The sequence below is a fragment of the Burkholderia sp. Se-20373 genome (assembly GCF_017104705.1).
GTDB lineage: Bacteria > Pseudomonadota > Gammaproteobacteria > Burkholderiales > Burkholderiaceae > Burkholderia.
Genome location: NZ_JAAGPH010000011.1, coordinates 1 through 25,822, shown reverse-complemented (window position 1 = coordinate 25,822; position 25,822 = coordinate 1). Strand labels below are relative to the sequence as shown.

General features: G+C 67.1%; 27 protein-coding genes, 1 tRNA gene, 1 other RNA gene and 1 riboswitch. Of the genes, 13 read left to right on the top strand and 16 right to left on the bottom strand.

Annotation, left to right across the window (positions count from 1 at the left end; translation table 11 throughout):
• The first annotated feature begins 81 nt into the window (after window positions 1–81).
• Window positions 82–987 (top strand): alpha/beta hydrolase, encoded by a 906-nt coding sequence (locus tag G3N96_RS06350; RefSeq protein WP_206136674.1) that lies wholly within the window; start codon window positions 82–84, stop codon window positions 985–987.
• Between the two features lie 15 nt (window positions 988–1,002).
• Here the strand turns inward: G3N96_RS06350 and G3N96_RS06345 are convergent, their stop codons facing one another.
• Together G3N96_RS06345 and G3N96_RS06340 are read right to left on the bottom strand one after the other, a co-directional pair.
• Window positions 1,003–1,902, bottom strand: coding sequence for an SDR family oxidoreductase (locus G3N96_RS06345; protein WP_206136673.1), 900 nt, complete (start codon window positions 1,900–1,902; stop codon window positions 1,003–1,005).
• 40 nt (window positions 1,903–1,942) lie between these two features.
• Window positions 1,943–2,680, bottom strand: coding sequence for an SDR family oxidoreductase (locus tag G3N96_RS06340; protein WP_124583097.1), 738 nt, complete (start codon window positions 2,678–2,680; stop codon window positions 1,943–1,945).
• 117 nt (window positions 2,681–2,797) lie between these two features.
• On the opposite strand from G3N96_RS06340, the gene G3N96_RS06335 reads away from it, so the two are divergent.
• Window positions 2,798–3,700, top strand: a complete 903-nt coding sequence (locus tag G3N96_RS06335) for a LysR family transcriptional regulator (RefSeq protein ID WP_206136672.1) — start codon at window positions 2,798–2,800, stop codon at window positions 3,698–3,700.
• A gap of 44 nt (window positions 3,701–3,744) precedes the next feature.
• Here the strand turns inward: G3N96_RS06335 and G3N96_RS06330 are convergent, their stop codons facing one another.
• The 4 genes from G3N96_RS06330 to G3N96_RS06315 all read right to left on the bottom strand — a co-directional run bounded on the left by G3N96_RS06330 (window position 3,745) and on the right by G3N96_RS06315 (window position 6,403).
• A complete protein-coding gene (locus tag G3N96_RS06330) occupies window positions 3,745–3,912 on the bottom strand; it encodes a hypothetical protein (RefSeq protein WP_185634256.1) in 168 nt (55 codons plus the stop codon).
• A 146-nt stretch (window positions 3,913–4,058) separates the two neighbouring features.
• A tRNA-Leu gene (locus tag G3N96_RS06325) sits at window positions 4,059–4,143 on the bottom strand.
• Between the two features lie 96 nt (window positions 4,144–4,239).
• Entirely contained in the window at window positions 4,240–5,397 is a 1,158-nt protein-coding gene (locus tag G3N96_RS06320) for an ABC transporter substrate-binding protein (RefSeq protein WP_206136671.1), read from the bottom strand.
• A 64-nt stretch (window positions 5,398–5,461) separates the two neighbouring features.
• Window positions 5,462–6,403, bottom strand: a complete 942-nt coding sequence (locus G3N96_RS06315; RefSeq protein ID WP_046544612.1) for a CysB family HTH-type transcriptional regulator — start codon at window positions 6,401–6,403, stop codon at window positions 5,462–5,464.
• 216 nt (window positions 6,404–6,619) lie between these two features.
• Here G3N96_RS06315 and G3N96_RS06310 point away from each other — a divergent pair, with 216 nt between their 5' ends.
• The 6 genes from G3N96_RS06310 to cobA all read left to right on the top strand — a co-directional run bounded on the left by G3N96_RS06310 (window position 6,620) and on the right by cobA (window position 12,814).
• A complete protein-coding gene (locus G3N96_RS06310) occupies window positions 6,620–8,299 on the top strand; it encodes a nitrite/sulfite reductase (protein ID WP_206136670.1) in 1,680 nt (559 codons plus the stop codon).
• A gap of 25 nt (window positions 8,300–8,324) precedes the next feature.
• Window positions 8,325–8,867, top strand: coding sequence for a DUF934 domain-containing protein (locus G3N96_RS06305; protein WP_206136669.1), 543 nt, complete (start codon window positions 8,325–8,327; stop codon window positions 8,865–8,867).
• Window positions 8,864–9,616, top strand: a complete 753-nt coding sequence (locus tag G3N96_RS06300; RefSeq protein ID WP_206136668.1) for a phosphoadenylyl-sulfate reductase — start codon at window positions 8,864–8,866, stop codon at window positions 9,614–9,616. The genes G3N96_RS06305 and G3N96_RS06300 overlap by 4 nt, the downstream gene beginning before the upstream one ends.
• Window positions 9,617–9,692: 76 nt before the next feature.
• Complete coding sequence (gene cysD, locus G3N96_RS06295; protein WP_124583059.1) at window positions 9,693–10,655, top strand: sulfate adenylyltransferase subunit CysD; 963 nt, start codon at window positions 9,693–9,695, stop codon at window positions 10,653–10,655.
• Between the two features lie 22 nt (window positions 10,656–10,677).
• A complete protein-coding gene (locus tag G3N96_RS06290) occupies window positions 10,678–11,994 on the top strand; it encodes a sulfate adenylyltransferase subunit 1 (RefSeq protein WP_124583057.1) in 1,317 nt (438 codons plus the stop codon).
• A gap of 70 nt (window positions 11,995–12,064) precedes the next feature.
• Window positions 12,065–12,814 carry a uroporphyrinogen-III C-methyltransferase gene (cobA, locus tag G3N96_RS06285; RefSeq protein WP_124583055.1) on the top strand — a complete coding sequence of 250 codons (750 nt, stop codon included), beginning with the start codon at window positions 12,065–12,067 and terminating at the stop codon, window positions 12,812–12,814.
• Window positions 12,815–12,896: 82 nt separating this feature from the next.
• Here cobA and G3N96_RS06280 read toward each other — a convergent pair whose 3' ends face one another.
• From G3N96_RS06280 to lptF, 3 genes are read right to left on the bottom strand one after another with little or no spacing between them, the layout of a single operon-like run.
• The gene (locus tag G3N96_RS06280) at window positions 12,897–13,280 is read right to left on the bottom strand and encodes a CbiX/SirB N-terminal domain-containing protein (RefSeq protein ID WP_124583053.1); all 384 of its coding nucleotides are present in this window, start codon (window positions 13,278–13,280) and stop codon (window positions 12,897–12,899) included.
• 27 nt (window positions 13,281–13,307) lie between these two features.
• Window positions 13,308–14,456, bottom strand: a complete 1,149-nt coding sequence (gene lptG / locus G3N96_RS06275) for an LPS export ABC transporter permease LptG (RefSeq protein WP_124583051.1) — start codon at window positions 14,454–14,456, stop codon at window positions 13,308–13,310.
• A gap of 3 nt (window positions 14,457–14,459) precedes the next feature.
• Window positions 14,460–15,551, bottom strand: coding sequence for an LPS export ABC transporter permease LptF (lptF, locus tag G3N96_RS06270; protein ID WP_124583049.1), 1,092 nt, complete (start codon window positions 15,549–15,551; stop codon window positions 14,460–14,462).
• A gap of 122 nt (window positions 15,552–15,673) precedes the next feature.
• Here lptF and G3N96_RS06265 point away from each other — a divergent pair, with 122 nt between their 5' ends.
• The 3 genes from G3N96_RS06265 to G3N96_RS06255 are packed head-to-tail and all read left to right on the top strand — an operon-like array spanning window position 15,674 to window position 18,423.
• Window positions 15,674–17,185 (top strand): leucyl aminopeptidase, encoded by a 1,512-nt coding sequence (locus G3N96_RS06265; protein WP_124583047.1) that lies wholly within the window; start codon window positions 15,674–15,676, stop codon window positions 17,183–17,185.
• A gap of 34 nt (window positions 17,186–17,219) precedes the next feature.
• Window positions 17,220–17,636 carry a DNA polymerase III subunit chi gene (locus G3N96_RS06260; RefSeq protein WP_124583045.1) on the top strand — a complete coding sequence of 139 codons (417 nt, stop codon included), beginning with the start codon at window positions 17,220–17,222 and terminating at the stop codon, window positions 17,634–17,636.
• 25 nt (window positions 17,637–17,661) lie between these two features.
• On the top strand, window positions 17,662–18,423 hold the full coding sequence (locus tag G3N96_RS06255; protein ID WP_206136667.1) for a DUF2486 family protein: 762 nt from the start codon (window positions 17,662–17,664) through the stop codon (window positions 18,421–18,423).
• 142 nt (window positions 18,424–18,565) lie between these two features.
• Here the strand turns inward: G3N96_RS06255 and G3N96_RS06250 are convergent, their stop codons facing one another.
• Together G3N96_RS06250 and ilvD are read right to left on the bottom strand one after the other, a co-directional pair.
• Window positions 18,566–18,892: a c-type cytochrome gene (locus G3N96_RS06250; RefSeq protein ID WP_124583041.1), complete on the bottom strand. Its 327-nt coding sequence runs from the start codon at window positions 18,890–18,892 to the stop codon at window positions 18,566–18,568.
• A gap of 127 nt (window positions 18,893–19,019) precedes the next feature.
• Window positions 19,020–20,693 carry a dihydroxy-acid dehydratase gene (ilvD, locus tag G3N96_RS06245; RefSeq protein WP_206136666.1) on the bottom strand — a complete coding sequence of 558 codons (1,674 nt, stop codon included), beginning with the start codon at window positions 20,691–20,693 and terminating at the stop codon, window positions 19,020–19,022.
• Window positions 20,694–20,829: 136 nt separating this feature from the next.
• Between ilvD and G3N96_RS06240 the strand changes: the two genes are divergently transcribed.
• Together G3N96_RS06240 and lgt are read left to right on the top strand one after the other, a co-directional pair.
• A complete protein-coding gene (locus G3N96_RS06240; RefSeq protein ID WP_206136665.1) occupies window positions 20,830–21,744 on the top strand; it encodes a LysR substrate-binding domain-containing protein in 915 nt (304 codons plus the stop codon).
• An 89-nt stretch (window positions 21,745–21,833) separates the two neighbouring features.
• Window positions 21,834–22,724, top strand: coding sequence for a prolipoprotein diacylglyceryl transferase (gene lgt, locus G3N96_RS06235; protein WP_069248621.1), 891 nt, complete (start codon window positions 21,834–21,836; stop codon window positions 22,722–22,724).
• A 111-nt stretch (window positions 22,725–22,835) separates the two neighbouring features.
• Here the strand turns inward: lgt and G3N96_RS06230 are convergent, their stop codons facing one another.
• The 5 genes from G3N96_RS06230 to G3N96_RS06210 form a co-directional block, all read right to left on the bottom strand.
• Window positions 22,836–23,576, bottom strand: coding sequence for an SIMPL domain-containing protein (locus G3N96_RS06230; RefSeq protein ID WP_089426114.1), 741 nt, complete (start codon window positions 23,574–23,576; stop codon window positions 22,836–22,838).
• A gap of 180 nt (window positions 23,577–23,756) precedes the next feature.
• Window positions 23,757–24,218 (bottom strand): EVE domain-containing protein, encoded by a 462-nt coding sequence (locus tag G3N96_RS06225; RefSeq protein WP_206136664.1) that lies wholly within the window; start codon window positions 24,216–24,218, stop codon window positions 23,757–23,759.
• A 71-nt stretch (window positions 24,219–24,289) separates the two neighbouring features.
• Window positions 24,290–24,471, bottom strand: a non-coding RNA gene (ssrS, locus tag G3N96_RS06220) — 6S RNA.
• Between the two features lie 81 nt (window positions 24,472–24,552).
• Window positions 24,553–24,867, bottom strand: a complete 315-nt coding sequence (locus G3N96_RS06215) for a cell division protein ZapA (protein ID WP_011352906.1) — start codon at window positions 24,865–24,867, stop codon at window positions 24,553–24,555.
• Entirely contained in the window at window positions 24,864–25,214 is a 351-nt protein-coding gene (locus G3N96_RS06210) for an ATPase (RefSeq protein ID WP_089440812.1), read from the bottom strand. Before G3N96_RS06210 ends, G3N96_RS06215 begins: the two co-directional genes overlap by 4 nt.
• Before the next feature lie 154 nt (window positions 25,215–25,368).
• A riboswitch (cobalamin riboswitch) is annotated at window positions 25,369–25,620 on the top strand.
• Window positions 25,621–25,822: the final 202 nt, after the last annotated feature.

Genomic DNA, 25,822 nt, shown 5'->3' with positions numbered 1-25,822 from the left:
GAATGAACCATGATACTCCGTGAATCGTGATGAAACGCCGGCCTACCATCGTGCACTCGGATCGACCCAACGGAGTGCACGATGACGACCTATGCGCATGCGACGACCGCGTCGCTCGACATTGCCTATCTCGAATGGAATCCGCGCGGCGAGCGCGTGGCCGTGCTGCTGCACGGCTGGCCGGACAGCCCGGTCGGCTGGGACGCGGTGGCGGCAAGGCTCGCCGCGCACGGCTACCGCGTGCTCGCGCCCGCGCTGCGCGGTTTTGCCCCGACCCGCTTTCGCGATGCATCCGTGCCGCGCAGCGGCCAGCTCGCGGCGCTCGGGCGCGACCTGCTCGACTTCGTCGACGCGCTCGGCCTCGAGCGGCCCGTGCTGGTCGGGCACGACTGGGGTGCGCGGGCGGCCGCGAACGCGTGCGGGCTGCGCGAAGGCGCCGCATCGCATCTCGTGATGCTGTCGGTCGGGTACGGCACCAACGATCCGGGGCAGCCGCTGTCGCTGCAGCAGGCGCGCAACTACTGGTATCACTGGTTCATGGCGACGCCGCGCGGCGAGCAGGCGTTGCGCGACGATCGCCGCGCGTTTGCCCGCCTGATGTGGGATACGTGGTCGCCGCCGGGCTGGTATCGCGACAGCGATTTCGAGGCGGCCGCCGCCGCGTTCGACGGGCCCGACTGGATCGACGTCGTCCTGCATTCGTACCGGCATCGATGGGGATTCGCACCGGGCACGCCGGCCTATGCCGACGACGATGCGTGGCTGAATCCCGCACCGGTGCTGGCGCTGCCGACGCTCGTACTGCACGGCGGCGCGGACACCTGCAATCATCCGGACAGCTCGGCCGGGCGCGAGCGGTTCTTTGCGGGGCGCTACGCGCGCCAGGTGCTGGACGGTGTCGGCCACTTTCCGCAGCGCGAGGCGCCGGCGGTAATCGCCGACGCGATCCTCGGCTTCTGCGCGCCAGGCCGAGGCGCGCCGGCGTGACCGGCGCACGGTGGATCAGCCGCCGACGCGGGCCGCGAGCAGGTCGGCCAGGCCGATGTTCCTGAACATCTCGCGGCGAATGCGATCGCCGACGCGGAACACTTCCTCCGCACCGTCCTGCGACGGATCGACGAACACGCGGTACGGGCGCTTGCCGGCCGGGGCGGCGACGATGTCGGCAATCGCCGTCGCGACGGCACCGGCATCGGCGTCCGCCGGTTCGAGCGCGGCGAGGCCTTGCAGCGCCTGTTCGGCGACGCCCGCGTACGGGCCGTCGACGTAGGCGGCCTGAATGGCCGCATCGGCCGGCTTGCCGGCGTGGGCGAAGTGATTCGTGCCCTGGGTGAAGGCGCCCGGCACGACGATCGACGTCTCGATCCCCCAGCGGGCCAGCTCGGCCGCATAGGACACCGCGAGCGAATCCATCGCGGCCTTCGCGGCGAAGTAGGGCGCGAGGAACGGCGGCGTACCGCCGCGCGCGGACGACGACGACACCCAGACGAGCAGGCCGCGCCCCTGGCGGCGCAGGTGCGGCAGCGCCGCGCGGTTGACGCGCTGGGTCGACACGACGTTGATGTCGTAGAGCTGGGCGATCTGCTCGGGCGTGAACGCTTCGGCCGGGCCGAACACCATGTGGCCGGCGTTATGGACGATGACGTCGAGGCGGCCGTTGTCCGCGATCACGCGATCGATGGCGGCACCGACGGACGCGTCGTCGCTGACGTCGAGCTCGACGGTGCGCAGGTCGACGCCGTGTTCCTGCGCGTACGCGGCGATGGCGGCGATGCGCGGCGCGTTGCGGCCGGTGCTGTCGCGCATCGACGCGTAGACGGTATGGCCGGCGCGCGCGAGCGCTTGGGCCGTCAGCAGGCCGAAGCCGCTGGAGGCGCCCGTGACGAGAATGACTTCCTTCATGATCGATCTCCGGTAAACGGTGGGCGTGGCAGGCGGCCGGTCAGCACATGCCGCCGTTGGCACGCAGGACCTGGCCGTTGACCCACGCGCCGTCGGGGCCGGCGAGGAATGCGACGACGCTGGCGATGTCCGCGGGCTGGCCGAGCCGCTCCAGCGGGTTCATCTTCGCCATCCGGTCGACGAGTTCGGCGCTCTTGCCCTGCAGGAACAGCTCGGTCGCGACCGGCCCCGGCGCGACGGCGTTCACGCTGATGCGGCGGCCGCGCATCTCCTGCGCGAGCACCTGCGTCATGCCCTCGACGGCGGCCTTGGTCGCGATGTACACGCCGTAGGTCGGCAGGCGCATGCCGATCACGCTCGAGGTCAGGTTGACGATGCGGCCGCCGTCGCGCACGCGCTTCGCCGCCTCGCGGCTGACGTTGAACGCGCCCTTCAGGTTGATCGCGACGGTCTGGTCGAATGCTGCGTCGTCGAACTCGGCCACGGGCGCGAGCTTCATCACGCCCGCGCTGTTGACGACCACGTCGATCCGGCCGAATGCCTGCTCGGCCGTGTCGAACAGCGCGGCCACCGCGGCCGGGTCGGCGACGTCGGCCTGTACCGCGACGGCCGTGCCGCCGTCGGCGACGATCGCGTCGACCACGTCCTGCGCGGGGCCGGCACCGCCCGCATAGTTCACGACGACCCTGAAACCGTCGCGCGCGAGACGACGGGCGATTTCCGCACCGATGCCGCGCGACGAGCCCGTGACGAGGGCGACCTGTTCCGATGTGCTCATGTCCTGCTCCTTGGTTCGTGAGTGCCGTGCGATCCGGCGACAGGACTACTGTAGGCTTCCTCGACCAATAAAAATAATGAATAATGATCAGATCAAGAATGACAGAAAGTATGTCTCATGGCATTCGACAGCAGGCTTTTGAGCGGGATCGGCGTGCTCTCGGCGGTGATCGAGGCCGGCACCTTCGCGCGCGCCGGCGAGGCGATGGGGTTGACGCAGCCGGCGGTGAGCCGTGCCGTCGCCCGGCTGGAGGAGCGCGTCGGCATCCGGATCTTCAACCGCACGGCCCGTGCGATCACGCTCACCGACGAAGGGCGGCGCTTCTATGAAGCGGTCGCGCCGCTGCTGGCCGGCATCGAGGACGCGGCGATCGACGCCGGGCAGTCGAAGGCGCGTGTCAGGGGGCGGCTGCGCGTCAACGTCGACGCGACTTTCGGCCACTACGTGCTGGCGCCGAAGATGGCGGAGTTTCTCGACTGCTTTCCCGACCTGTCCGTCGAGATCAGCGTGCGCGACCGGATGGGCGACCTCGTCGCCGACGGGTTCGACGTGGCGGTGCGGTTCGGTATTCCGGAACCGTCGTCATACCGTGCGCGGCTGCTGCTGGAAACGCGCGTGCTGACCTGCGCGTCGGCGGCCTATGTCGCGCGCCATGGCGAACCGCGGCACCCGCGGGATCTCGCGAGCGGGCATCGCTGCGTGCTGATCCGCGATCCGGTGACGGGGCGGCCATTCGAATGGGAATTCCATCGCGGCGAGGAGGTGGTGCCGTACGATGCCGCCGGCCGGCTGATGGTCAACGACACGGGCATGCTGCTCGGCGCGTGCCTCGGCGGCGCGGGGATTGCGCAGTTGCTGGAACTCTATGCGCGCGACATCCTTGCCGACGGGCGGCTGGTGCTGCTGCTGCCGGAATGGGCGGACGAGACGTTTCCGCTCTACGCGTACCACCACGCGTCCAATCTCGTTTCCGCGAAGGTGCGCGTGTTTCTCGACTTCGTGCGGGCGTTGATGGCCTGAGCCTGAACTCGGCTCGACGTGCCGACGGCGGCCTTCGCGTCCATTCATTCGGTGCGATGCGGAATGCTGTCCGGGAACGGGTAGGGCGCGTGCGGGCCCGGCCAGTCGGGCACCGGCGGCGCGGTCAGGATGTCGCAGCCGGTCAGCATGAGCGACAGCACCACGGCGAGCGCGCGGCGGCAGAGCGGAGATGAAATCGGGCGCATGGACATGGCGTGCCTCCGTGCCGCGCATCCTCATGACGCTTGGACTGTTGCGCGGGGGCATGCGTTGCGGTGCACGGCAAAAACAAAAAACCCGCGAAGCGGCGAGCTTGCGCGGGTTTCGGGAGGCGCAGCGCGTCACGCTGCGAGAATGCTGGTGCCCAGGGCCGGAATCGAACCGGCACGCCTTGCGGCGGGGGATTTTGAGTCCCCTGCGTCTACCAATTTCACCACCTGGGCTTGATCCTGGCCGCGCATGCGATGGTGCGCGGCGAAACGCGGATTATGTCCGAAATCCAGCCGCCGGGCAAGCTGCCCGGTTGCGGGCCGCGCACGTCACTGACTGAGGTAGACGAATCGGCCCTGCTTGACGATCCCCATCACGCTTGCGCGCTGGTCGAGTCCCACATGATCCTTGTCGCTCGTGTTGACGACACCGTTCGGCACGACGAGCTCGTGCGCGCGTTCCAGCTCGCGCCGCAGCGCCGCGCGGAACGCGGGGGTGCCGGGCTGGGCGGCCTTCAATGCGCGGCCGACCGCGTCGGCGAGGCGCGGGTAGACGCCCGCCGCGTCGCCCGCGAACTGCGTGACCGTGGCGGCGCCGTACTTCGCTTCGTACGCGTCGACGAACGCGAGCGCGGCCTTGCGGGCCGGATGATCGGCCGGCAGCGTGCGCGCGACGACCACCGGCTGGGTCGGGAACAGCGTCCCGTCGACATCCTTGCCGCCGAGCTTGATGAATTCCGGTGTCGCGATCCCGTGCGTCTGGTAGACCGGGCCCTTGTAGCCGCGCTCGATCAGCGTGCGCTGCGGCAGCACGGCCGGCGTGCCCGAGCCCGCGATCAGGATCGCGTCGGGTTTCGCCGCGATCAGCTTCAGCGCCTGGCCCGTGACGCTCGCGTCGGTGCGGTTGAAGCGCTCGGTCGCGACCACGCGGATCTTGCGCAGGTCCGCGAAGCGCGTGAACTCGTTCAGCCAGCTGTCGCCGTAGCTGTCCGCGAAGCCGATGAAGCCGACCGTCTTCACGCCGTGGTTCGCCATATAGCGCGTCATCACGTCGGCCATCGCGCGGTCGCTCTGCGCCATCTTGAACGCCCAGGTCCGCGCGCCTTCCTGCGGCTCGACGATCGCGCCCGAGCCGACCAGCGTGATCATCGGCGTCTGCCCGGCGGCCACCGCGTCGAGCGCCGCGAGCGCGGCCGGCGTGATGTTCGGCCCGACCACGACGTCGACATGATCCTCGTCGACCAGCTTGCGGATGTTGCGCACCGCCGTGCCCGGGTCGGACGCGTCGTCGAGCACCGTTACCTGCACGGGTTGCCCGGCGATCGTCTTCGGCCACATCAGGATCGCGTTCTTGCTTGTGATGCCGATCGCGGCGGCCGGGCCGGTCGACGACAGGTCGACGCCGACCTTCAGGTCGGCATGCGCGGCGGTGCAGGCCAGCACCAGGGCGGCGCCGGCAGCGCGGCGCAACAGGGCGGGAAGCGTCATGCGGAATTCTCCGTCGGACAGCAAAAAGGGGCGCGATGTGCGCCCCCGTGTTTATACACGCCGCTCAGAGTTCGTACGATTCGGATTCGCCCTTGAGCGCCTGCTCGATCAGCTTGCGGTTCAGCGTCGGCGACAGCAGTTCGACCAGCGTATACACATAGCTGCGCAGGTAGGCGCCCTGCTTGAGCGCGACGCGCGTCACGTTGCTGCCGAACAGGTGGCCGACCGGGATCAGCCGCAGGCTGCGGTCACGCTCCGGATTGAACGCGATGTCGGCCATGATGCCGACGCCGAGGCCGAGCTCGACGTAGGTCTTGATCACGTCGGCATCGATCGCCTCGAGCACGATGTCCGGCGACAGCCCGCGCAGCGCGAACGCATGGTTGATCTTCTTGCGGCCCGCGAACGCATCGTCGTACGTGATCAGCGGGTACTGCGCGAGATCGTCGAGCGTGACCGGCTTGCGTTCGAGCAGCGGATGGTCGGCCGGCACGACGGCCGCGTGGTGCCACTGGAAGCAGGGCAGCGACACGAGTTCCTTGTAGTCGGAGATCGCCTCGGTCGCGATCGCGAGATCGGCCTGGTCGTGGATCACCATCTCGGCCACCTGCGTCGGGCTGCCCTGCAGGATCGACAGGTGGACCTTCGGGAAGCGCTTCTTGAACTCGGCGATCGCGGCCGGCAGCGAGTAGCGGGCCTGCGTGTGGGTCGCGGCGATGGTCAGGTTGCCCTGATCCTGTGCGGCATAATCCTTACCGACCCTTTTAAGGCTTTCAACCTCCTGGAGAATCCGCTCGACCGACGCGAGGATGATCCGACCCGGCTCGGTGAGCGAGCGCACGCGCTTGCCGTGCCGTGTGAAGATCTCGACGCCCAGCTCGTCCTCGAGCTCGATGATCGCCTTCGATACCCCCGGTTGCGACGTGTAGAGCGCCTTGGCGGCCTCGGTGAGATTGAAATTCTGCCGGACGGCCTCGCGCACGAAGCGAAATTGGTGCAGGTTCATTTATAACCCTTCCGCATATCAACAGAATTTTTTAGTCGTTTGAAATATAAGGCGAGTTTATTACGATTCACCGGAGTTTTTCAAATATGGATATCTGTTTTCGTCATTAGCAATCCAGCCGGGCAGCGGAAGGCCGGCGATAGCGGCGGAACGGAGATTCGGGCGCGACGTGGCTAGGACGTCGCGCGGTCACCACGAAAACCCTGGGGTCCCCGAATGTATCAGTACGACCAATACGACCAGACGATCGTCGACGAGCGTGTCGCGCAGTACCGCGATCAGGTGCGCCGCCGGCTGTCGGGCGAGTTGAGCGAAGACGAGTTCCGTCCGCTGCGCCTGCAGAACGGCCTCTACATGCAGCGCCACGCGTACATGCACCGCATCGCGATTCCGTACGGCAACCTGCGCAGCGACCAGCTCCGGATGCTGGCGCGCATTGCCCGCGAACACGACCGCGGCTACGGTCACTTCTCGACCCGCTCGAACATCCAGTTCAACTGGATCAAGCTGGAAGAAACGCCCGAGATCCTCGCGAAGCTCGCGTCGGTGCAGATGCACGGCATCCAGACGTCGGGCAACTGCATCCGCAACATCACGGCCGACCAGTTCGCCGGTGTCGCGCAGGACGAAGAGATCGATCCGCGTCCGTGGTCGGAAATCCTCCGTCAGTGGTCGACGTTCCATCCCGAATTCGCATGGCTGCCGCGCAAGTTCAAGATCGCGGTGTCGGGCTCGAAGGACGACCGCGCGGCCGTGCAGATCCACGACCTCGGCGTGTACCTGAAGAAGAACGCGCAGGGCGAAGTGGTCGCGAGCATCCTCGCGGGCGGCGGCCTCGGCCGTACGCCGATCATCGGCGCGGTGATCAAGGAAGACCTGCCGTGGCAGCACCTGCTCACCTATTGCGAAGCCGTGCTGCGCGTGTACAACCGTTACGGCCGCCGCGACAACCTGTACAAGGCGCGCATCAAGATCCTCGTGAAGGCGTTGTCGCCCGCGAAGTTCGCGCAGCAGGTCGAGGAAGAGTGGCAGCACCTGAAGGACGGCCCGTCGACGCTCACGCAGGCGGAAGTCGACCGCGTGTCGCAGTACTTCCAGCCGCCCGTCTACGAGAAGCTGGCCGACACCGACGCATCGTTCGAACAGCACCTGCTCGAGAACAAGGCGTTCGCGCGCTGGGTCGAGCGTAACGTTGCCCCGCACAAGGTGTCCGGCTATGCCGCCGTCACGCTGTCGCTGAAGGATCACCGTATCGCGCCGGGTGACGCGACCGACCAGCAGATGGAGCTGGTGGCCGACTGGGCCGACGCTTACTCGTTCGGCGAGCTGCGCGTGTCGCACGAGCAGAACCTGATTCTCGCGAACGTGAAGAAGCGCGATCTGTTCGCGGTGTGGGAAAAGGCGAAGGCAGCCGGTTTCGCGACGCCGAACATCGGCCTGCTGACCGACATCATCGCGTGCCCCGGCGGCGACTTCTGCTCGCTCGCGAACGCGAAGTCGATCCCGATCGCGCTGGCGATCCAGCAGCGTTTCGACGATCTCGACTACGTGTACGACCTCGGCGACCTGTCGCTGAACATTTCCGGTTGCATGAACTCGTGCGGTCACCACCACGTCGGCAACATCGGCATCCTCGGCGTCGACAAGGACGGCGCCGAGTGGTACCAGGTGTCGCTCGGCGGCGAGCAGGGCACGGGCCGGAACGGCGCGCGCCTCGGCCGCGTGATCGGGCCGTCGTTCTCGGCGGAAGAAGTGCCCGACGTGATCGCGAAGCTGATCGACACGTTCGTCGAATCGCGCGTCGACGGCGAGCGTTTCGTCGACACGTACGATCGCATCGGCATCGCGCCGTTCAAGGAGCGCGTGTATGCGGCGCGCCAGGCAGTGAACGCGTAACCAACCGGGTAGAAGGAATTAGCAGATGGCTTCGATTATCAAGAACCGCGCAGTGATCGACGATGCATGGCAGGTCGTGCGCGCGGCGGAAGACGGCGCACTGCCCGCGGTCGACGCGTTGCCGGCCGGCAAGGTGCTGGTGCCGTTCGTGTTGTGGCAGGCCGAGCGCGCGGCGCTCGTCGCCGCGAAGACGAAGGACGAGCTCGGCGTGTGGCTCGCGCCGGACAGCGAGCCGGCCGATCTCGTGGCCGATTTCGGTGCGATTTCGCTGATCGCCGTCGAGTTCCCGCGCTTCGCGGACGGCCGCGGCTACAGCATCGCGCGCCTGCTGCGCGAGCGCCACGGCTGGACGGGCGAACTGCGCGCGATCGGCGACGTGCTGCGCGACCAGTTGCTGTACATGTCGCGTTGCGGCTTCGACGCCTACGCGGTGCGCGCCGACAAGGACATCCACGACGCGCTGAATGCGTTCACGGAATTCACGCAGCGTTACCAGGGCGCGTTCGACCAGCCCGAACCGCTGTTTCGCCGCCGCGGCGCGACGCCCGACGCGAAGGTGAGCGCATGAGCACCACGACCGCTACCGCGCTGACGCCGGAACTCGCCGCGAAGGTCGAGCGCCTCGATGCGCTGCTCGCGCAGATCGGTGCCCGTCACGAGAAGGTGAAGTTCGCGAGCAGCCTCGCGGCGGAAGACATGCTGCTGACGCATGCGATCCTGTCGAAGGGCGTGCGGATCGGCATCTTCTCGCTGAACACGGGCCGCCTGCACGCGGAAACGCTCGGCATGATCGATCGTGTGCGCGAGCGCTACGGCTACGAGATCGAGCAGTTCCATCCGCAGCAGGACGCGGTCGACCAGTATGTCGCCGAGCACGGCCTGAACGCGTTCTACGAGGGCGTCGAGCTGCGCAAGTCGTGCTGCCACATCCGCAAGGTCGAGCCGCTGAATCGCGCGCTCGCGGACGTCGGCGCATGGGTCACGGGCCAGCGCCGCGAGCAGTCGGTCACGCGTGCCGAGCTGCACGAGGAAGAACAGGACGAAGCGCGCGGGATCGCGAAGTACAATCCGCTCGCCGACTGGACGGAAAGCGACGTGTGGGCGTATCTCGAGGCGTTTGACGTGCCGGTGAATCCGCTGCATGCGCGCGGCTACCCGAGCATCGGCTGCGAGCCGTGTACGCGGGCGATCCGTCCCGGCGAGGACAGCCGCGCGGGCCGCTGGTGGTGGGAGTCGCGCGATACGAAGGAATGCGGCTTGCACATCACGACGATCACGCCGATTCCCGCGGACGCCGAAGCCGGCGCCACGCACTGAAAGCCTGACAAGAAACTGAATATTGCGCCGCCTGCGACAGCGGGCGGCACGAACCCAGAAGAGAAGGACTGAAATCATGAGCACGACGCTCGAGCAATCCGCCTTTGCCCCGCCCGCCGGTGCCGACAACCGCATGGGCCACCTCGACTGGCTCGAAGCCGAGTCGATCCACATCCTGCGCGAACTGGTCGCCGAATGCAGCAAGCCGGCGCTGTTGTTCTCGGGCGGCAAGGATTCGGTCGTCGTGCTGCATCTGGCGCTGAAGGCATTCGGCCTCGGCGCGAACCGCAAGACGACGCTGCCGTTCCCGCTCGTGCACATCGATACGGGCCACAACTACGAAGAAGTGATCGACTTCCGCGATCGCCGCGCGCAAGAACTCGGCGCCGAGCTGGTCGTCGGCCACGTCGAGGATTCGATCAAGCGCGGCACGGTCGTGCTGCGCCGCGAAACCGATTCGCGCAATGCCGCGCAGGCCGTCACGTTGCTCGAGACGATCGAGCAGCATGGCTACACGGCGCTGATCGGCGGCGCGCGGCGCGACGAAGAGAAGGCGCGTGCGAAGGAACGCATCTTCTCGTTCCGCGACGAATTCGGCCAGTGGGATCCGAAGGCGCAGCGCCCGGAACTGTGGAGCCTGTACAACGCCCGCCTGCACAACGGCGAGCACCTGCGCGTGTTCCCGATCTCGAACTGGACCGAACTCGACGTGTGGCAGTACATCGCGCGCGAAAACCTCGAACTGCCGTCGATCTATTACGCGCACCAGCGCGAGATCGTGCGCCGCAACGGGCTGCTCGTGCCCGTCACGCCGCTCACGCCGATGCGTGACGGCGAGACGAGCGAGCTCGCGCAGGTGCGCTTCCGCACGGTCGGCGACATTTCCTGCACGTGCCCGGTCGAGAGCGACGCGGACGACGTCGAGAAGATCATCGCCGAGACGGCGGTGACCGAGATCACCGAGCGCGGCGCGACCCGGATGGACGACCAGGCCTCCGAAGCCGCGATGGAACAGCGCAAGAAGCAAGGTTATTTCTGAAGCACACGAGGACATTCACATCATGAGCATCATCGAGAACACCGAAGACCTCGGCGTGCTGCGCTTCATTACCGCAGGCAGCGTCGACGACGGCAAGAGCACGCTGATCGGCCGCCTGCTGTACGACAGCAAGGCCGTGCTGTCCGACCAGCTGTCCGCGCTGTCGCGTGCGAAGAACAAGCGCACGGTCGGCGACGAGCTCGACCTCGCGCTGCTGACCGACGGCCTCGAAGCCGAGCGCGAGCAGGGCATCACGATCGACGTCGCGTACCGCTATTTCGCGACCGCGAAGCGCAAGTTCATCATCGCCGATACGCCGGGCCACGAGCAGTACACGCGCAACATGGTGACGGGCGCATCGACCGCGCATGCGGCGATCGTGTTGATCGACGCGACGCGCATCACGGTCGAAAACGGTGTCGTGCAACTCCTGCCGCAGACCAAGCGCCACAGCGCGATCGTCAAGCTGCTCGGGCTGCAGCACGTGATCGTCGCGATCAACAAGATGGATCTGGTCGACTACAGCGAAGCGCGCTTCAACGAGATCCGCGACGCGTACGTCACGCTCGCGAAGCAGCTCGGCCTGAACGACGTGCGCTTCGTGCCGGTGTCGGCGCTGAAGGGCGACAACATCGTCGGCGCGAGCGAGCGCATGCCGTGGTACGCGGGCGAACCGCTGCTCGACGTGCTCGAATCGCTGCCGGTCGAGACGCAGGCGCATGACGCGCTGCGCTTCCCGGTGCAATGGGTCGCGCGCCAGGACGGCAGCTCGGCGGACGATTTCCGCGGCTACATGGGCCGGATCGAGTCGGGCGAAGTGAAGGTCGGCGACGAGATCGTCGTGCTGCCGTCGAACCGCACGGCGACGATCGCGGAGATCGTCGCGCCGGTGCCGGGCGGCACCGCGTCCGTGCCGCACGCATTCGCGGGCCAGACCGTGACGATCCGCCTCGCGGAGGACGTCGACGTGTCGCGCGGCGACATGTTCGTCACGTCCGGCGAGCCGGTCGAGCCGGCGAAGAAGCTCGAAGCCGATCTGTGCTGGTTCGACGAGACGCCGCTGTCGCCGCAGCGCAAGTACCTGCTGAAGCAGACCACCAGCACGGTGTTCGCGAAGATCGGCGGCGTCAAGCAGGTGCTCGACGTGCACACGCTGTCGCACGCGACCGACCGTCACGATCTGAAGATGAACGACATCGGCCGCGTCGCGCTGACGCTGCAGAAGCCGATCGTGTGCGACACGTACGACGCGCATCCGGGTACCGGTGCGTTCGTGCTGATCGACGAGGCGACGCATCACACGGTCGCCGCAGGGATGATCCGGGCGTTCTCGGCATGACCGGGCAACCGCGCCGCTTCGCGGTGGCGCGGGCCGGAGCCGACACCCGCTGGAAGGCGAAGCGACAAACATGGGCAAGGTGTATCTGATCGGAGCAGGGCCGGGCGCGGCCGACCTCATCACGGTGCGCGGCGCGCGGCTGCTCGAGCAGGCGGACGTCGTGCTGCACGACGCGCTCGTCGAGCCCGCGATGCTCGACTACGCGCCGAATGCGCGCCGGATCGCCGTCGGCAAGCGCTGCGGGCAGCGCTCGACCGCGCAGCACTTCATCAACAAGCAGATCGTCGATGCGGCACGCGAGCATGCGTGCGTCGTGCGGCTGAAGGGCGGCGACCCGATGCTGTTCGGTCGCGCCGAAGAGGAGATGCGCGCGCTGGAAGCGGCCGGCATCGACTACGAGGTCGTGCCGGGGATCACCGCGGCGCTGGCCGGGGCGGCGACGCTGAAGCGTTCGCTGACGTTGCGCGGCGTATCGCGCAGCGTCGCGTTCGCGACGCACAGCCGCGCGCCGGGCAGCGACGAGATTCGCGAAGCCGCGCGCGCCGATTCGATCGTCTATTACATGGGCCGCGACAGCGCGCCCGGCATTGCGCAGGAGCTGATCGACGCGGGCCGTGCGCCGGCGACGCCGGTGGCGATCGTGGAGGCGTGCAGCACCGCGCGCGAACGTACGCTGACGCTGACGCTCGCGCAGATGGCGGCGGGCGACGCGCAGGCGTGGCTCGATCCCGCGGAACCGAGCCTGCTGATGATCGGCGACGCGTTCGCCGAGCGCGCCGGGCAGGCGAAAGCCGGCGATGCGCTGCGAAGTGCAGCCTGAGCGGAACCCGGCTGGAGTTCCAAACGAAAAAAGCGCTGGCGGAAGCCGGCGCTTTTTCTTTGTTGGCCGTGACGGGCGTGATTTACGCGCCGTCGCCGATCTGGTCGATGCAGTAGCGCGCGATCGCGTCGAGCACGCCGTCGTCTTCGCCGACGGCCGTCGCGCAGCGGATCTCGACACCCGGATGCACGGCGCGGCACGCGTCGACGAGCTGCGGCAGGTCGCGGCGGACATGGCCGCCCTGGCCGAAGAACACCGGCACCACGGTGATGTGGGTGCAGCCGGCCGCGACCTGCTCGGCGACCGCGTCGCCGAGCGACGGCGTCATCAGTTCGAGGAACGCGAGCGACACACGGGCGGCGGGGGAGGGGGCGCCGCGCAGCCGCGCGGCGAGCCGTTCGAACGGCTCGGCCCAGCGCGGATCACGCGCGCCGTGGCCGAACAGGACGATGCCGTGCGAATTCATGTCGAAGCCTCCGTCGTGACGCGGCGCTCAGTGCCGGTCGACCCACTTGAGCGCGAACAGGCCGAGCGCGAGATAGATCAGGCCCGGCGTCGCCGCGGTGAGCGGCGCGGGCCACGTGTTCAACGTGCCGATGTGCGAGAACAGCGTATTGAGGAGCTGGAAGCTCATGCCGAGCATGATGCCGCCGAACACCTTCACGCCGACCACGCCCGCACGCGTGTGCAGGTACGCGAACGGCAGCGACAGCACGAGCATCACGAACACCGCGAACGGATACAGCAGTTTGCGCCACAACGCGATGTCGTAGCGCTGCGTGTCCTGCTGGTTCTCGTGCAAATGCTGGATGTAGCGGAACAGGTTGATGATCGACATGCGATCCGGCGACACGAGCAGCACCGACAGGATCTGCGGTGTCAGGTCCGAGCGCAGCCGGTATTCGGGCAGCGATACCTGCTGCGACCGGTACACGGGGTTCAGCGCGTCGGCAGGCTGGCCGCTGATCGGCTTGATCGGCGTCAGCTCGGTTTCGTTGACGCCCTTCAGCAGCCAGTGGCCGGGCGGCTCGTAGCGGCCCGTCTGCGCGATCCGCACGTTGCGCAGCTGGAATTTCGAATCGAATTCATAGATGCGCACGTTGCTGATCGTCGAGTCGGGCGACAGGCTGCCGACGTTGACGAAGCGCGTGACCTGCTCGCCGTTTTCACGGGCCGCGAGCGTGTCCTTCACCCACACACCCGACTGGAAGTTCGACGACACCGATGCGCCGAGCGCCTGCAGCCGCACGCGTTCGGACAGCTGGTCGGCGTACGGGCCGACGAATTCGCCGATCAGGTAGGTGATGATCACGAGCGGCACGCCGATCTTCAGCAGCGAGCGCAGCGCCTGGTTGGTCGCGAGGCCCGACACGCGGAAGATCGTGAATTCCGAGTTCGCGGCCATCTGCGCGAACACGTAGATCGCGCTGATCAGCGCGGCGACCGGGATTATTTCGTAGAAGCGCGACGGGGTCTGCAGCGCGACGCGCAGCACCGCGTAGCCGAACTTGTAGTTGCCGTGCCCGACCGAGTTCAGTTCGCTGATCAGGTCGAAGAAGAAGAACAGGCCCGAGAACGCGAACAGGATGAAGACGAACGTGACGTAGATCTGTCGCGCGAAGTACTTTTCATAGAGCCGCATCGATCATGCTCCCGAGCGGCCGAACAGCGCGCGTGTAAACAGCGGACGATTGCGCACGCGCAACCAGAAGATGAACGCGACGATCGCCGCGACGACCAGATGCAGGCCGACGAGACCGACGCCGAACGACATCTTGCCCTGCTCGATCTGCGACTGCACCACGTTCAGCAGGTTCGAGTACGTGAGGTAGATCAGCACGGCCATCACGAGGTTGATCGTGCGGCTGCGGCGCGGGTTCTGGTACGACAGCGGAATGCCGAGCACCATCAGGTTGAGCGCGATCAGCGGCAGCCCCGCGCGCCACGCGAATTCCGCGAGGTTGTCGTTCGTCGGGTTGCGCAGCAGGTCCGGCGTCGGCGTGCTATTGGTGGTCTGCACGTTGGTGACCGGGGTGCTCGTGATCTTCACGCCATAGCGCTCGAACTCCATGATCTTGAAGTTCGGCTGGCCGGGCGTGCCGTCGTAGCGGCGGCCGTCCTCCAGGACGACGAAGCGGCTGCCGTCGCGCGTTTCCGTGTGCCCCGTCTGCGACACGACCACGTTGACCTTGCCGTTCTCGGTCGAGGTCACGAACACGTTCTGCACCTTGCTCTGGTCGGGCGTCATCTTCTCGATGAAGAACACGCGGTGGTTCGAGGCCGATTCGCGGAACTGGCCGGGCGCGAGCAGCGAGATCTCGTCGCGCTGCTGGAAGCGCGCCTTGATCATCTTGCTTTGCTGGTTCGACCACGGCCAGCCGACGAACGCGAAGAAGGCGATCAGCAGGATGATCGGCGTGGCGAACACGCCGATCGGCTTGATGAGGCGCGTGAGGCTCACGCCGGACGCGAGCCACACGACCATTTCGGAGTCCCGGTACCACCGGGTCAGCACGAACAGGATCGACACGAACAGCGTGACGACGAGCATCACGGCGAGGTAGCCGATCACGGTGAGGCCGATCAGCACGAGGACGTCCCGCGGATCGATTTCACCGGACGCGGCGTAGCCGACGATGCGGATCATCATCGTCGTGAGCATGATCGTGAGCAGCACCATGAACACGGCGCCAGCCGTATACGCAAGCTCGCGCTGGAGGGAGCGTTCGAAGATCATTCTTGATGAGAAGAGGGCGGGAGGCTGCGCACGCGTGGTGGAGCGCTCGCGCCGCCACGGGAAAAATAGCGGATAATTGCGGCTTTCATCCTTAGCCCAGATTTTATCCGAGGACAAGCGCGATGGACTTTAGCATAAAAGGCTGTGATTGGAGCAAAGGCGAGGCGAAGGGGTTCCTGACCGGGAAGTCCGACTGCATCGTGCTCGGCATCTTCGAGGCGCAGACCCTGTCAGGCGCGGCGCTCGATATCGACACGGCCACCAAGGGGCTGATTTCGCGCGTGATCAAGGCCGGCGACATGGACGGCAAGCGCGGCAAGACGCTGTTCCTGCACGAAGTGTCGGGCATCGGCGCGTCGCGCGTGCTGCTCGTCGGCCTCGGCAAGCAGGATGCTTTCAATCAGAAAGCCTATAACGATGCCGTGACCGCCGCATGGCGCGCGCTGCTGGCGACCAAGGTCGTCCAGGTCACGTTCACGCTCGCGCAACTGCCGGTCGACGAGCGCAGCTCCGACTGGGGCGTGCGCGCGGCAATCCTCGCGCTGCGCAACGAGACCTACCGCTTCACGCAGATGAAGAGCAAGCCGGAGCCGGCGTCGCACACGCTCAAGCGCGTCGTGTTCAGCGTCGATCCGTCCGACGAAAAAGCCGCGAAGGTCGCGGTCAAGCAGGCCGTCGCGCTCGCGAACGGGATGGATCTCACCCGCGACCTCGGCAACCTGCCGGGCAACGTCTGCACGCCGACCTACCTCGGCAACACCGCGAAGAAGATCGCGAAGGATTGGGGCCTGAAGGCGGAAGTGCTCGGGCTCAAGCAGATCCAGGCGCTGAAGATGGGCTCGTTCCTGTCGGTCGCGCGCGCGTCGGTCGAGCCGCCGCAGTTCATCGTGCTGCACTACCAGGGCGCCGCCGCGAAGGCCGCGCCGGTCGTGCTGGTCGGCAAGGGCATCACGTTCGACACGGGCGGCATCTCGCTGAAGCCGGGCGAGGGCATGGACGAGATGAAGTACGACATGTGCGGCGCGGGTTCCGTGCTGGGCACGATGCGTGCGGTCGCCGAGATGGGCCTGAAGATCAACGTCGTCGCGATCGTGCCGACCTGCGAGAACATGCCGGGCGGCAACGCGACGAAGCCGGGCGACATCGTCACCAGCATGAAGGGCCTGACGATCGAGGTGCTGAACACCGACGCCGAAGGCCGTCTGATCCTGTGCGACGCGCTCACGTATGCCGAGCGCTTCAAGCCGGCTGCGGTGATCGACGTTGCCACGCTGACGGGCGCGTGCGTGATCGCGCTGGGCGGCCACAACAGCGGCCTGTTCTCGACGGACGACGCGCTCGCGGGCGAACTGCTCGACGCGTCGCGCGAGGCGAACGACCCGGCATGGCGCATGCCGCTCGACGACGAGTACCAGGATCAGCTGAAGTCGAATTTCGCGGATCTCGCGAACATCGGCGGGCGTCCGGCCGGCGCCGTGACGGCCGCGTGCTTCCTGTCGCGCTTCACCGACAGCTATCCGTGGGCCCACCTCGACATCGCGGGCACCGCATGGAAGGGTGGCGCGGCGAAGGGCGCGACGGGCCGTCCGGTGCCGCTGCTCGCGCAGTTCCTGATCGACCGCGCCGGCCAGTGATGGCGGTATTGACGACGCTGCGGGTACGCGGGCAATGACGCGGATCGATTTCCACTCGAACGTCGGCGATTCGCTCGCGTACGCGTGCCGGCTGCTGCGCAAGGCCTACCTGGCCGGGCAGCCGGTCGTCGTGCTCGCCGAGCCCGCGCGCCTGCGCGCGCTCGACGAGCGGCTCTGGACGTTCTCGCCGCTCGATTTCATCCCGCATTGCGGTGTCGACAGCGAGCACGCCGCCGGCACGCCGATCGTGCTGGCCGCGGATCTCGACCGCGTGCCGCATCATCACGTGTTGCTGAACCTCGGCGCAGCCGTGCCCGCGCAGTTCGCCCGCTTCGAGCGCCTGCTCGAAGTGGTCGGCAATGCGCCGGACGAGCTGGCCGCGGGCCGCGACCGCTACCGGTTCTACCGCGACCGCGGCTACGCGCTGAACAACTACAAGCAGGGCAGCTAGCCGCAACCGTCAACGGAGTGTTCCCGTGACCAAAGTCGATTCATCCTCGATCCCGACGCTGACCGACGTGCTGGTGCCGGGCAAGCCGGTGCCGGCGCGCTCGCCCGCGCCAGACGTACCGCAGTCGCCGGCCAACGCGGCGATTCCGGTGCTCACCGACGTGGTCGTGCCGCACGCCGCAGGTGCGGCGCCGGCCGATTCCGCGCAAAGTGAACTCGACCCCGATTCCGTCGTGGTCGAATGCGTGCCGACGCCGCATGTGCCGGCGATCGAACTGCCGGGCGACGTGGCGACGGCTGCCGCGGCAGCGATGGGCGAGACCGATGCGCCGGCCGAACCCGGTGCCGCGGAGCACGTGGTCGCCGAAGATTCAGCCGTAATGAGTGCGCCGCTGCCATCGTCGCTGGCCGACGACCATGTGCTGCATCCCGCGTTCGCCGCGGTTGCGCACGAGGCGGTGGGGCACGCGCGTGAAGCGCACCTGCCGGAGGCCGTCGTGCCAGTCGCTGCGCTGCAGCCTGAAGCGCAGGCCGCAGCCGGGCTGACGCCGGAAGATGCGCAGCACATCGCCGAGCGCCTGCGCAATCGCCTGACGAACTATCTGACCGGGGAAGGGCGCGACGCGATCGAAGGCCGCTGTCGCGATGCGCTGCATGAGCATTCGGCCTGGCTGGTCGGCCAGATCACGCGCGAAGTGGCGCTGGCGCTGGAAACCGAGGTGATGGGTTGGGTCCGCGACGCGGTCGACGAAGAGATCGCACGGCGCCGCGCCGGTCATTCCGGCTAAGCAACGGGCGTTTCGCTGCAACGCGGGGTGCGATTCCCGTAAAGGCGGGTGAAGCTACCGGCGGGGTACGGCACGGGTGAGCCGGGCATGCCCGCCAGTCGGCGGAATCCGGCAGGTTGGCTTTTCGGCCCGGGCGTCCGGGTCAGCGCATCGACAGCACCCATTGCGCGAGCGTGCGGGCTTCGCTGTTCGTCAGTTGCGTATTGGCGGGCATCGGCACGCCGCCCCATACGCCGACGCTGCCTTTCACGATCGACTGGGCAAGGTAATCGACGGCGTCGCCGCGCGGCGCATACTTGCCGGCGATGTCGTGGAACGACGGGCCCATCAGCGGCTTGCCGATCGCGTGGCAGGCCATGCAGTTCTTGCGCTGGGCCAGCGCGAGCCCGTCGGCCTGGTCGGCGCGCGCCGCTGCCCCGCTGCCGATCAGCAATGTGGCGAGCAGGACGCGCAATATCGAGTGTTTCATGCGGTTCTCCGCCGGCGGGGACGGCCGGCTACATGGTCCGCGCATTATAGAAGCAAAGGGAAAGCGCGTTTTGCGCGTTCCCCCGGCGGCCATGTTTATCGGGGTCGCATGTCTTGACGTGCCCGGATCAACCCGTGACGGCGCCCTGGTTCGCCGGACGGGTGAGCGCCGCGAATTTCGCGAGCACGCCGCGCGTGTAGCGTGGCGCCGGCTGTTGCCATGCGGCGCGGCGGCGCGCGAGTTCCGCGTCGTCGACGTTCAGTTGCAGCAGCAGCCGATGCGCGTCGATCGTGATGGAGTCACCCTCTTGCACGAGCGCGATCGTGCCGCCGACGAACGCCTCGGGCGCGACGTGGCCGACCACCATCCCCCAGGTACCGCCCGAGAAGCGGCCGTCCGTGATGAAGCCGACCGATTCGCCGAGCCCCTTGCCGATGATCGCCGACGTCGGCGCGAGCATTTCCGGCATGCCGGGGCCGCCCTTCGGGCCGAGATAGCGCAGCACGAGGATGTCGCCGGCGCGGATCCGGTCGCCGAGAATCGCATCCATCGCGCTCTGCTCGTCGTCGAACACGCGTGCCGGGCCCGTGATCACCGGGTTCTTCAGGCCGGTGATCTTCGCGACCGCGCCGTCTTCCGCGAGATTGCCCTTCAGGATGGCGAGGTGGCCTTCCTTGTACAGCGCGCGGTCGACCGGGAAGATCACGTCCTGGTCCGCGCGCGGCACGCTCGGCACGTCCCTCAGTTCGTCGGCGAGCGTGCGCCCGGTGATCGTCATGCAGTCGCCGTGCAGCAGCCCTGCGTCGAGCAGGATCTTCAGCACCTGCGGAATCCCGCCGGCCCGGTGCAGGTCGGTCGCGACGTACTTCCCCGACGGCTTCAGGTCGCAGATCACGGGCACACGCTTGCGGATGCGCTCGAAGTCCTCGATCGTCCAGTCGACCTCGGCCGCGTGCGCGATCGCGAGGTAGTGCAGCACCGCATTGGTCGAGCCGCCCGTCGCCATGATCACCGACACCGCGTTCTCGATCGACGCCTTCGTGATGATGTCGCGCGGCTTCAGGTCGCGCTTCACGGCCTCGACGAGCACACGCGCCGATTCGGCGGCCGAATCGACCTTCTCCTGGTCGGGGTTCGCCATCGTCGACGAGTACAGCAGCGACATCCCGAGCGCCTCGAACGACGAGCTCATCGTGTTCGCGGTGTACATTCCGCCGCACGACCCCGACGTCGGGCAGGCGTTCTGCTCGACACCTTCGAAATCCTCCTGCGACATCCGGCCCGCGGTGAATTCGCCGACCGCCTCGAACGACGACACGATCGTCAGGTCCCGGCCTTTCCAGTTGCCGGGGCGGATCGTGCCGCCATACACGTAGATGCCCGGCACGTTCAGGCGCGCGAGCGCGATCATCCCGCCCGGCATGTTCTTGTCGCAGCCGCCGACCACCACCACGCCGTCCATCCATTGCCCCTGCACGCAGGTCTCGATGCAGTCGGCGATCACCTCGCGCGACACGAGCGAGTACTTCATGCCTTCGGTGCCCATCGACATGCCGTCCGAAATCGTCGGCGTGCCGAAGATCTGCGGGTTCGCATCGGCCGCCTTCACGGCCGCGACGGCCGCATCCGACAGGCGCTGCAGGCCGGAATTGCACGGCGTGATCGTCGAATGGCCGTTCGCGATGCCGACCATCGGCTTGTCGAAATCGTCCTTCTGGTAGCCGAGTGCGTAATACATCGAGCGGTTCGGCGAGCGGGCCACGCCTTGCGTGATGTGCTTCGAGCGACGGTTGTAAGCCATGGGGGACTCCATCGTTGTCTGGGGCAACGCCGTCGAGCGGCGAGCCGGTTCGGATCAATCAAGCATGGAGTGTCCGGATTGGGATGTCCAATATATTATTTGTCGCTTATTAAGTCGTTTTTCGAATGAGAGAGCCATGGCTGATCCGACTCCCGACCTGCGCCAGTGGCGCTATTTCGTGACCGTCGCCGACGAGCGCCATTTCGGCCGCGCGGCCGAACGCCTGTCGATGACGCAGCCGCCGCTGTCGCAGGCGATCCGTGCGCTCGAGGATGCGCTCGGCGTCGCGCTGTTCGCGCGCACCAAGCGCTCGGTGGCGCTGACGGCGGTCGGGGCGGCGCTGCTGCCGGACGTGCGCCGGCTGCTTGCAGCGGCCGATGCGTTGCCGCCGCTGGCGCGACGGCTCGCGCGCGGCGAGGCCGGCTCGCTGTCGCTCGCGTTCGTGTCGACCGCCGATTACGGGCTGCTGCCCGCGCTGCTGCGGGCGTTCGGCGCGCGCTATCCACAGGTGCGGCTGCAACTCGCGGAGGCGACGAGCGACGTGCAGATCGACGAGCTCGTCGCGGGCCGCATCGACGCGGGGCTCGTCATTCCGCCCGTGCCGCCGCGCCACGCGGCCGGGTTGTCGTACCTGCCCGTCATGCGCGAGCCGCTGGTGGTGGCGATGCCGGCCGCGGCGAGCGAGGCGCCGGAAGACGTGCCCGTTCGTCTCGCCGAGGTTGCCGCGTTGCCGCTCGTGATCTTTCCGCGTCGTCTGGCGCCCGGCTTTTATGACATCATTACGGGCTGCTACGGCGCGGCGGGGGCAACGCCGCACATCGGCCAGGAGGCGATCCAGATGCAGACGATCGTCAGCCTCGTGTCGGCCGGCATGGGCGTCGCACTGGTGCCGCAATCGCTGCGTAACCTGCGGCGCACCGGCGTGGTCTACCGGCCGCTTGCCGATCACGCGCCGGTCGTCGAGACAGGCCTCGTGTGGCGCACCGGTGACGTGAGCCCCGTGCTGGCCGGCTTCATCGACGTCGTGCGCGCGCAGGGCCTCGCCACGTGACGTGAACGATGACGCGCCGGTGCCGTCCAACGCGCGGTGCGGCGCGTTTGCGACGGCCGTACCGCATTCGAAAACTTCTTCGCTAACCCATGATCATTCACCCGAATTTCGACCCCGTTGCGATCCATCTCGGGCCGCTGGCCGTGCGCTGGTACGGGCTCATGTATCTCGTCGGCTTCATCGCGGCGATCGTCGTCGGCCGGATCCGGCTGAAGCTGCCGCACGTCGCGGCGCAGGGCTGGACCGCGAAGGACATCGACGACATGATGTTCTACGGCGTGCTCGGCACCGTGCTCGGCGGCCGGCTCGGCTATGTGCTGTTCTACAAGGCCGATTTCTACTTCTCGCATCCGCTCGACGTATTCAAGGTGTGGGAAGGCGGCATGTCGTTTCACGGCGGCTTCCTCGGCGTGACGCTCGCGATGATGCTGTTCGCGTGGCAGCGCAAGCGCCACTGGCTGCAGGTCACCGACTTCGTCGCGCCGATGGTGCCGACGGGGCTCGCGGCCGGCCGGCTCGGCAACTTCATCAACGGTGAGCTGTGGGGACGCGTGACCGATCCTTCGGCACCGTGGGCGATGCTGTTCCCGGGCGCGATGCGCGACGATGCGGCATGGTTGCCGAAGCATCCGGAACTCGTCGAGAAGTGGCATCTTGCCGACGTGTTCATGCAATACCAGATGCTGCCGCGCCATCCTTCGCAGCTCTATGAAATCGCGCTCGAAGGCATCGCGCTGTTCTTCGCGCTGTTCTTCTTCGCGCGCAAGTCGCGGCCGATGGGCGCCGTGTCCGCGCTGTTCCTGATCGGCTACGGCCTCGCGCGCTTCACGGTCGAGTTCGCGCGCGAGCCCGACGACTTCCTCGGCCTGCTCGCGCTCGGCCTGTCGATGGGGCAGTGGCTGTCGCTGCCGATGATCCTCGCGGGCGTCGCGCTGATGGTCTGGGCGTATCGACGCCGCGCGGCGCATGCCGCTGCGTGATGCGATGTCGATGCACGTGCGATCGGCGCATGCATCGGCACCCTGCAGGTCAACGCAAAACGCCGGCCCTCGGGCCGGCGTTTTTCATTTCGGACTACCGTGCGCTGCGTGTTACTTCATCTGCACGGAGCCGTTGACGGTGACCGACACGGTAGCCTTGCCGCCTTCGACCGCGATCGGTGCGCTCATCTTCGCGCTGTCCATCGGCGCCGCGGCCATCGCCATCATGCGCGGGTACGGCTGTACGTTGCGGCCGCCGCCGACGTTCACGTCGCGGATCGTGTAGCTGCCATAACCGAATGCCTTCGCGGCTTCATCCGCGCGCGCGCGGAACGACTTGATCGCCTCGGTTGTCAGCTTCTGCTCGGCCGCGCGCTGCGCTTCGGGCGACAGCGAGAACTCGACGTTCGCGACCTGCATCAGGTTCGACAACTGGCCCGCAAGCTTCGACGCGGCAGCGAAATCGCGCGATTCGAGCGCCACTTCAGTACGACCGCGCCATGCGGAGATCTTGCCGTCACGATCGGTGCTCGGGTACACGGAGAAGGCGCCCGTGTGTGCGGTGACGCCCGATACGCCCTTCGCCTGCGACAGCGCTGCATCGGCGCGCTGGTTCAATTGCGCGGTGAGGCTGCCCGGATCCTTGGCCTGCTGCTCGTAGAACAGCGTGATGTGGATGATGTCCTGCGGCACGTCCGCGCTGGCCTGCGACGACAGCGACAGCACGCCTGCCGGCTCCGGAAAGTGCGGGTTCGCGGTTTGCGCGTGCGCGGCGGTCGACGCGAGCGTCAGCGCGGCGGGAACGGCGGCGGCAAGGGCGAGCGACAGCGCGAGTGCGGATTTCTTGGTCATTGTTGGACTCCTGGTGCGAGAGCGTGCACGCGGATTGCGCGTGCACGACGCGGGCGTACCGCGCGACGAAAAAACGACAGCCGGCCTGATCGGCCGACAGTGGTTGCTTAGGCCGCGCGAACGTGCCGCGAGTTCCGTTGCGGCAGTGCATCCTGACCAGATTTGACCTTTGGCGTGTGCCTACTTCATCAGCTTTTCGGTGATGAAGCGCCATTCGGCGCGCGTGACCGGCGTGATCGACAGCCGGTTGCCGCGCGCGAGCACGCGCATGTCGGCGAGTTCGTCGTGTTCGCGCAGCGCCGCAAGCGGCACGAGCGGCGCTTTTTTCACGAAGCGCACGTCGACGAGCAGCCAGCGCGGTGCTTCCTGCGTCGACTTCGGGTCGTAATAGGGGCTTGTCGGATCGAACTGCGTGGGGTCGGGGTAGGGCGTCGACGACACTTCGGCGAGGCCCGCGATGCCGGGCTCGGGGCAGCTCGAGTGATAGAACAGCACGCCGTCGCCGATCTTCATCGTGTCGCGCATGAAATTGCGCGCCTGATAGTTGCGCACGCCGGTCCACGGCAGCGAGCGCTGCGGTGCGTTGGCGAGATCGTCGATGCTTGCTTCGTCCGGTTCGGACTTCATCAGCCAGTATTGCATGGATCGTGATCGACGCAGAAAGAGGCTGCTACAAAAGAAAACGGCACCGGGCTTCGCCCGATGCCGTTGGATAGGCCCCCGCCTTGGCCGCTAGGCCGGCATCCTGAACCTGAGGTTCAGAATTGGTCGCAGTTAGCAGCACTTCGGGTACATCAGACAGAGTGACGCGCGCGCCCGTGCTACAAATTTCCGCAACCGTGCACATGGCATTGGTTCAAGGAATATATGACCTTGGCGAACCAGGCAGGGAAGCTGACTGAACTGTGATTCGATGCGCCAATTTGACCACCGTTGATCGCCGAGATCAAGGGGAATCGACGCATCGATTAAAACGTTACTGCGTCTCGTGCTGTGCGAGCACCGCGCCGAGCTGTTCGTTCATCTGGTGCATTGTACGACGGATTTCCTCGGCCGGAAATGCTTCACCGTGCCGCACGCTCGTTTGCAGCCGCAGCAATTCGGACGCGAGCGACAGCGCCGCCATCACGGCGATGCGATCGGTGCCGCGTACCGAGCTGTTCGAGCGGATTTTCGACATTTCGGCGTCGACGCGTGCGACCGCTTCGAGCAGCGCCGCTTCGGTCTCGGCCGAGCAGGCGAGCCGATAGGCCTGACCGAGAATCGAGACTTCGATCTGCTTGGTGCTCATGCATGTTCTCCATGGCTGGCCGCGTCATCGCCATCCGTACGCGCCTGCGCATCCAGCAGGTCGAGCTGGTTGTCGGCTTGCTCCGCATTTTTCGAGCGCGGCAGCTTTTCGAGAATCGCGTTCAGTTTCACCTGGGCGTCGTCGATCTTTGCCGACAGCGTGTCACGCTCGGCCGCAAGTGCATTGCGTTCATCGCGCAGTTGCGCGAGTTCCGCGCGGACAGCGTCCGCATCCGCGCGCAATTGCGCGACCTGCTCCTCGAGCGCGAGCCGTTCCGAGTGATAGCGCTTGTTCAGCGAAATCAGACGGCCAATATTTTGAGATAGGGTTTCGAGTTCGTTGAGCATTTGCTGCGTCCTCTAAAGACCCAGCATTTTAGCGCGGAATAACGCGCAATCCGACATCTGTAACGTTTCCAGTCGTAACACCCCTGCTTCTTGCCGCGAATCAGCGCGTCCCGTGCGTGTCCGGACGCTTCCTTGACGCTCGCGCGACCCGCTCCTAAACTGGCGCCGCCTCGGTGCTCGCGCGTGGAACGCGCGGTTAAACGGGAAGCAGGGCGCGGGCGCCGGAAGCCCGCCAACCTGCGCTGCCCCCGCAACGGTAAGCGGCCGCGTCTCGTGACGCAGGCCGGCTCGGGCGCGTTTCGCGTGCAGCTCCTGCATGCGGACGCGGGCCACTGCGCATCATCGCGCGGGAAGGCGAGCCGGACCGCCGCCAGCCCGGATACCGGCCGAGACGGGGAGCCCGCACGGGCTTCGTGACGCGCGGCCTGCGGGGAGGCGGGCCGCGCAATGCTTTACGGAATCTTCTTCGATGCTGACCCCAATCGTCCGCGCGGCGCTCACGTCACGACCGGCCCGCTGCCGCAAGCGGGTGCGCCGCACGTCGTGTGCGGCGCCGTGCGCGGCATGAGCGCCGCGCGCGCCACCGCGATCTGGGCCGCGCTGGCGGC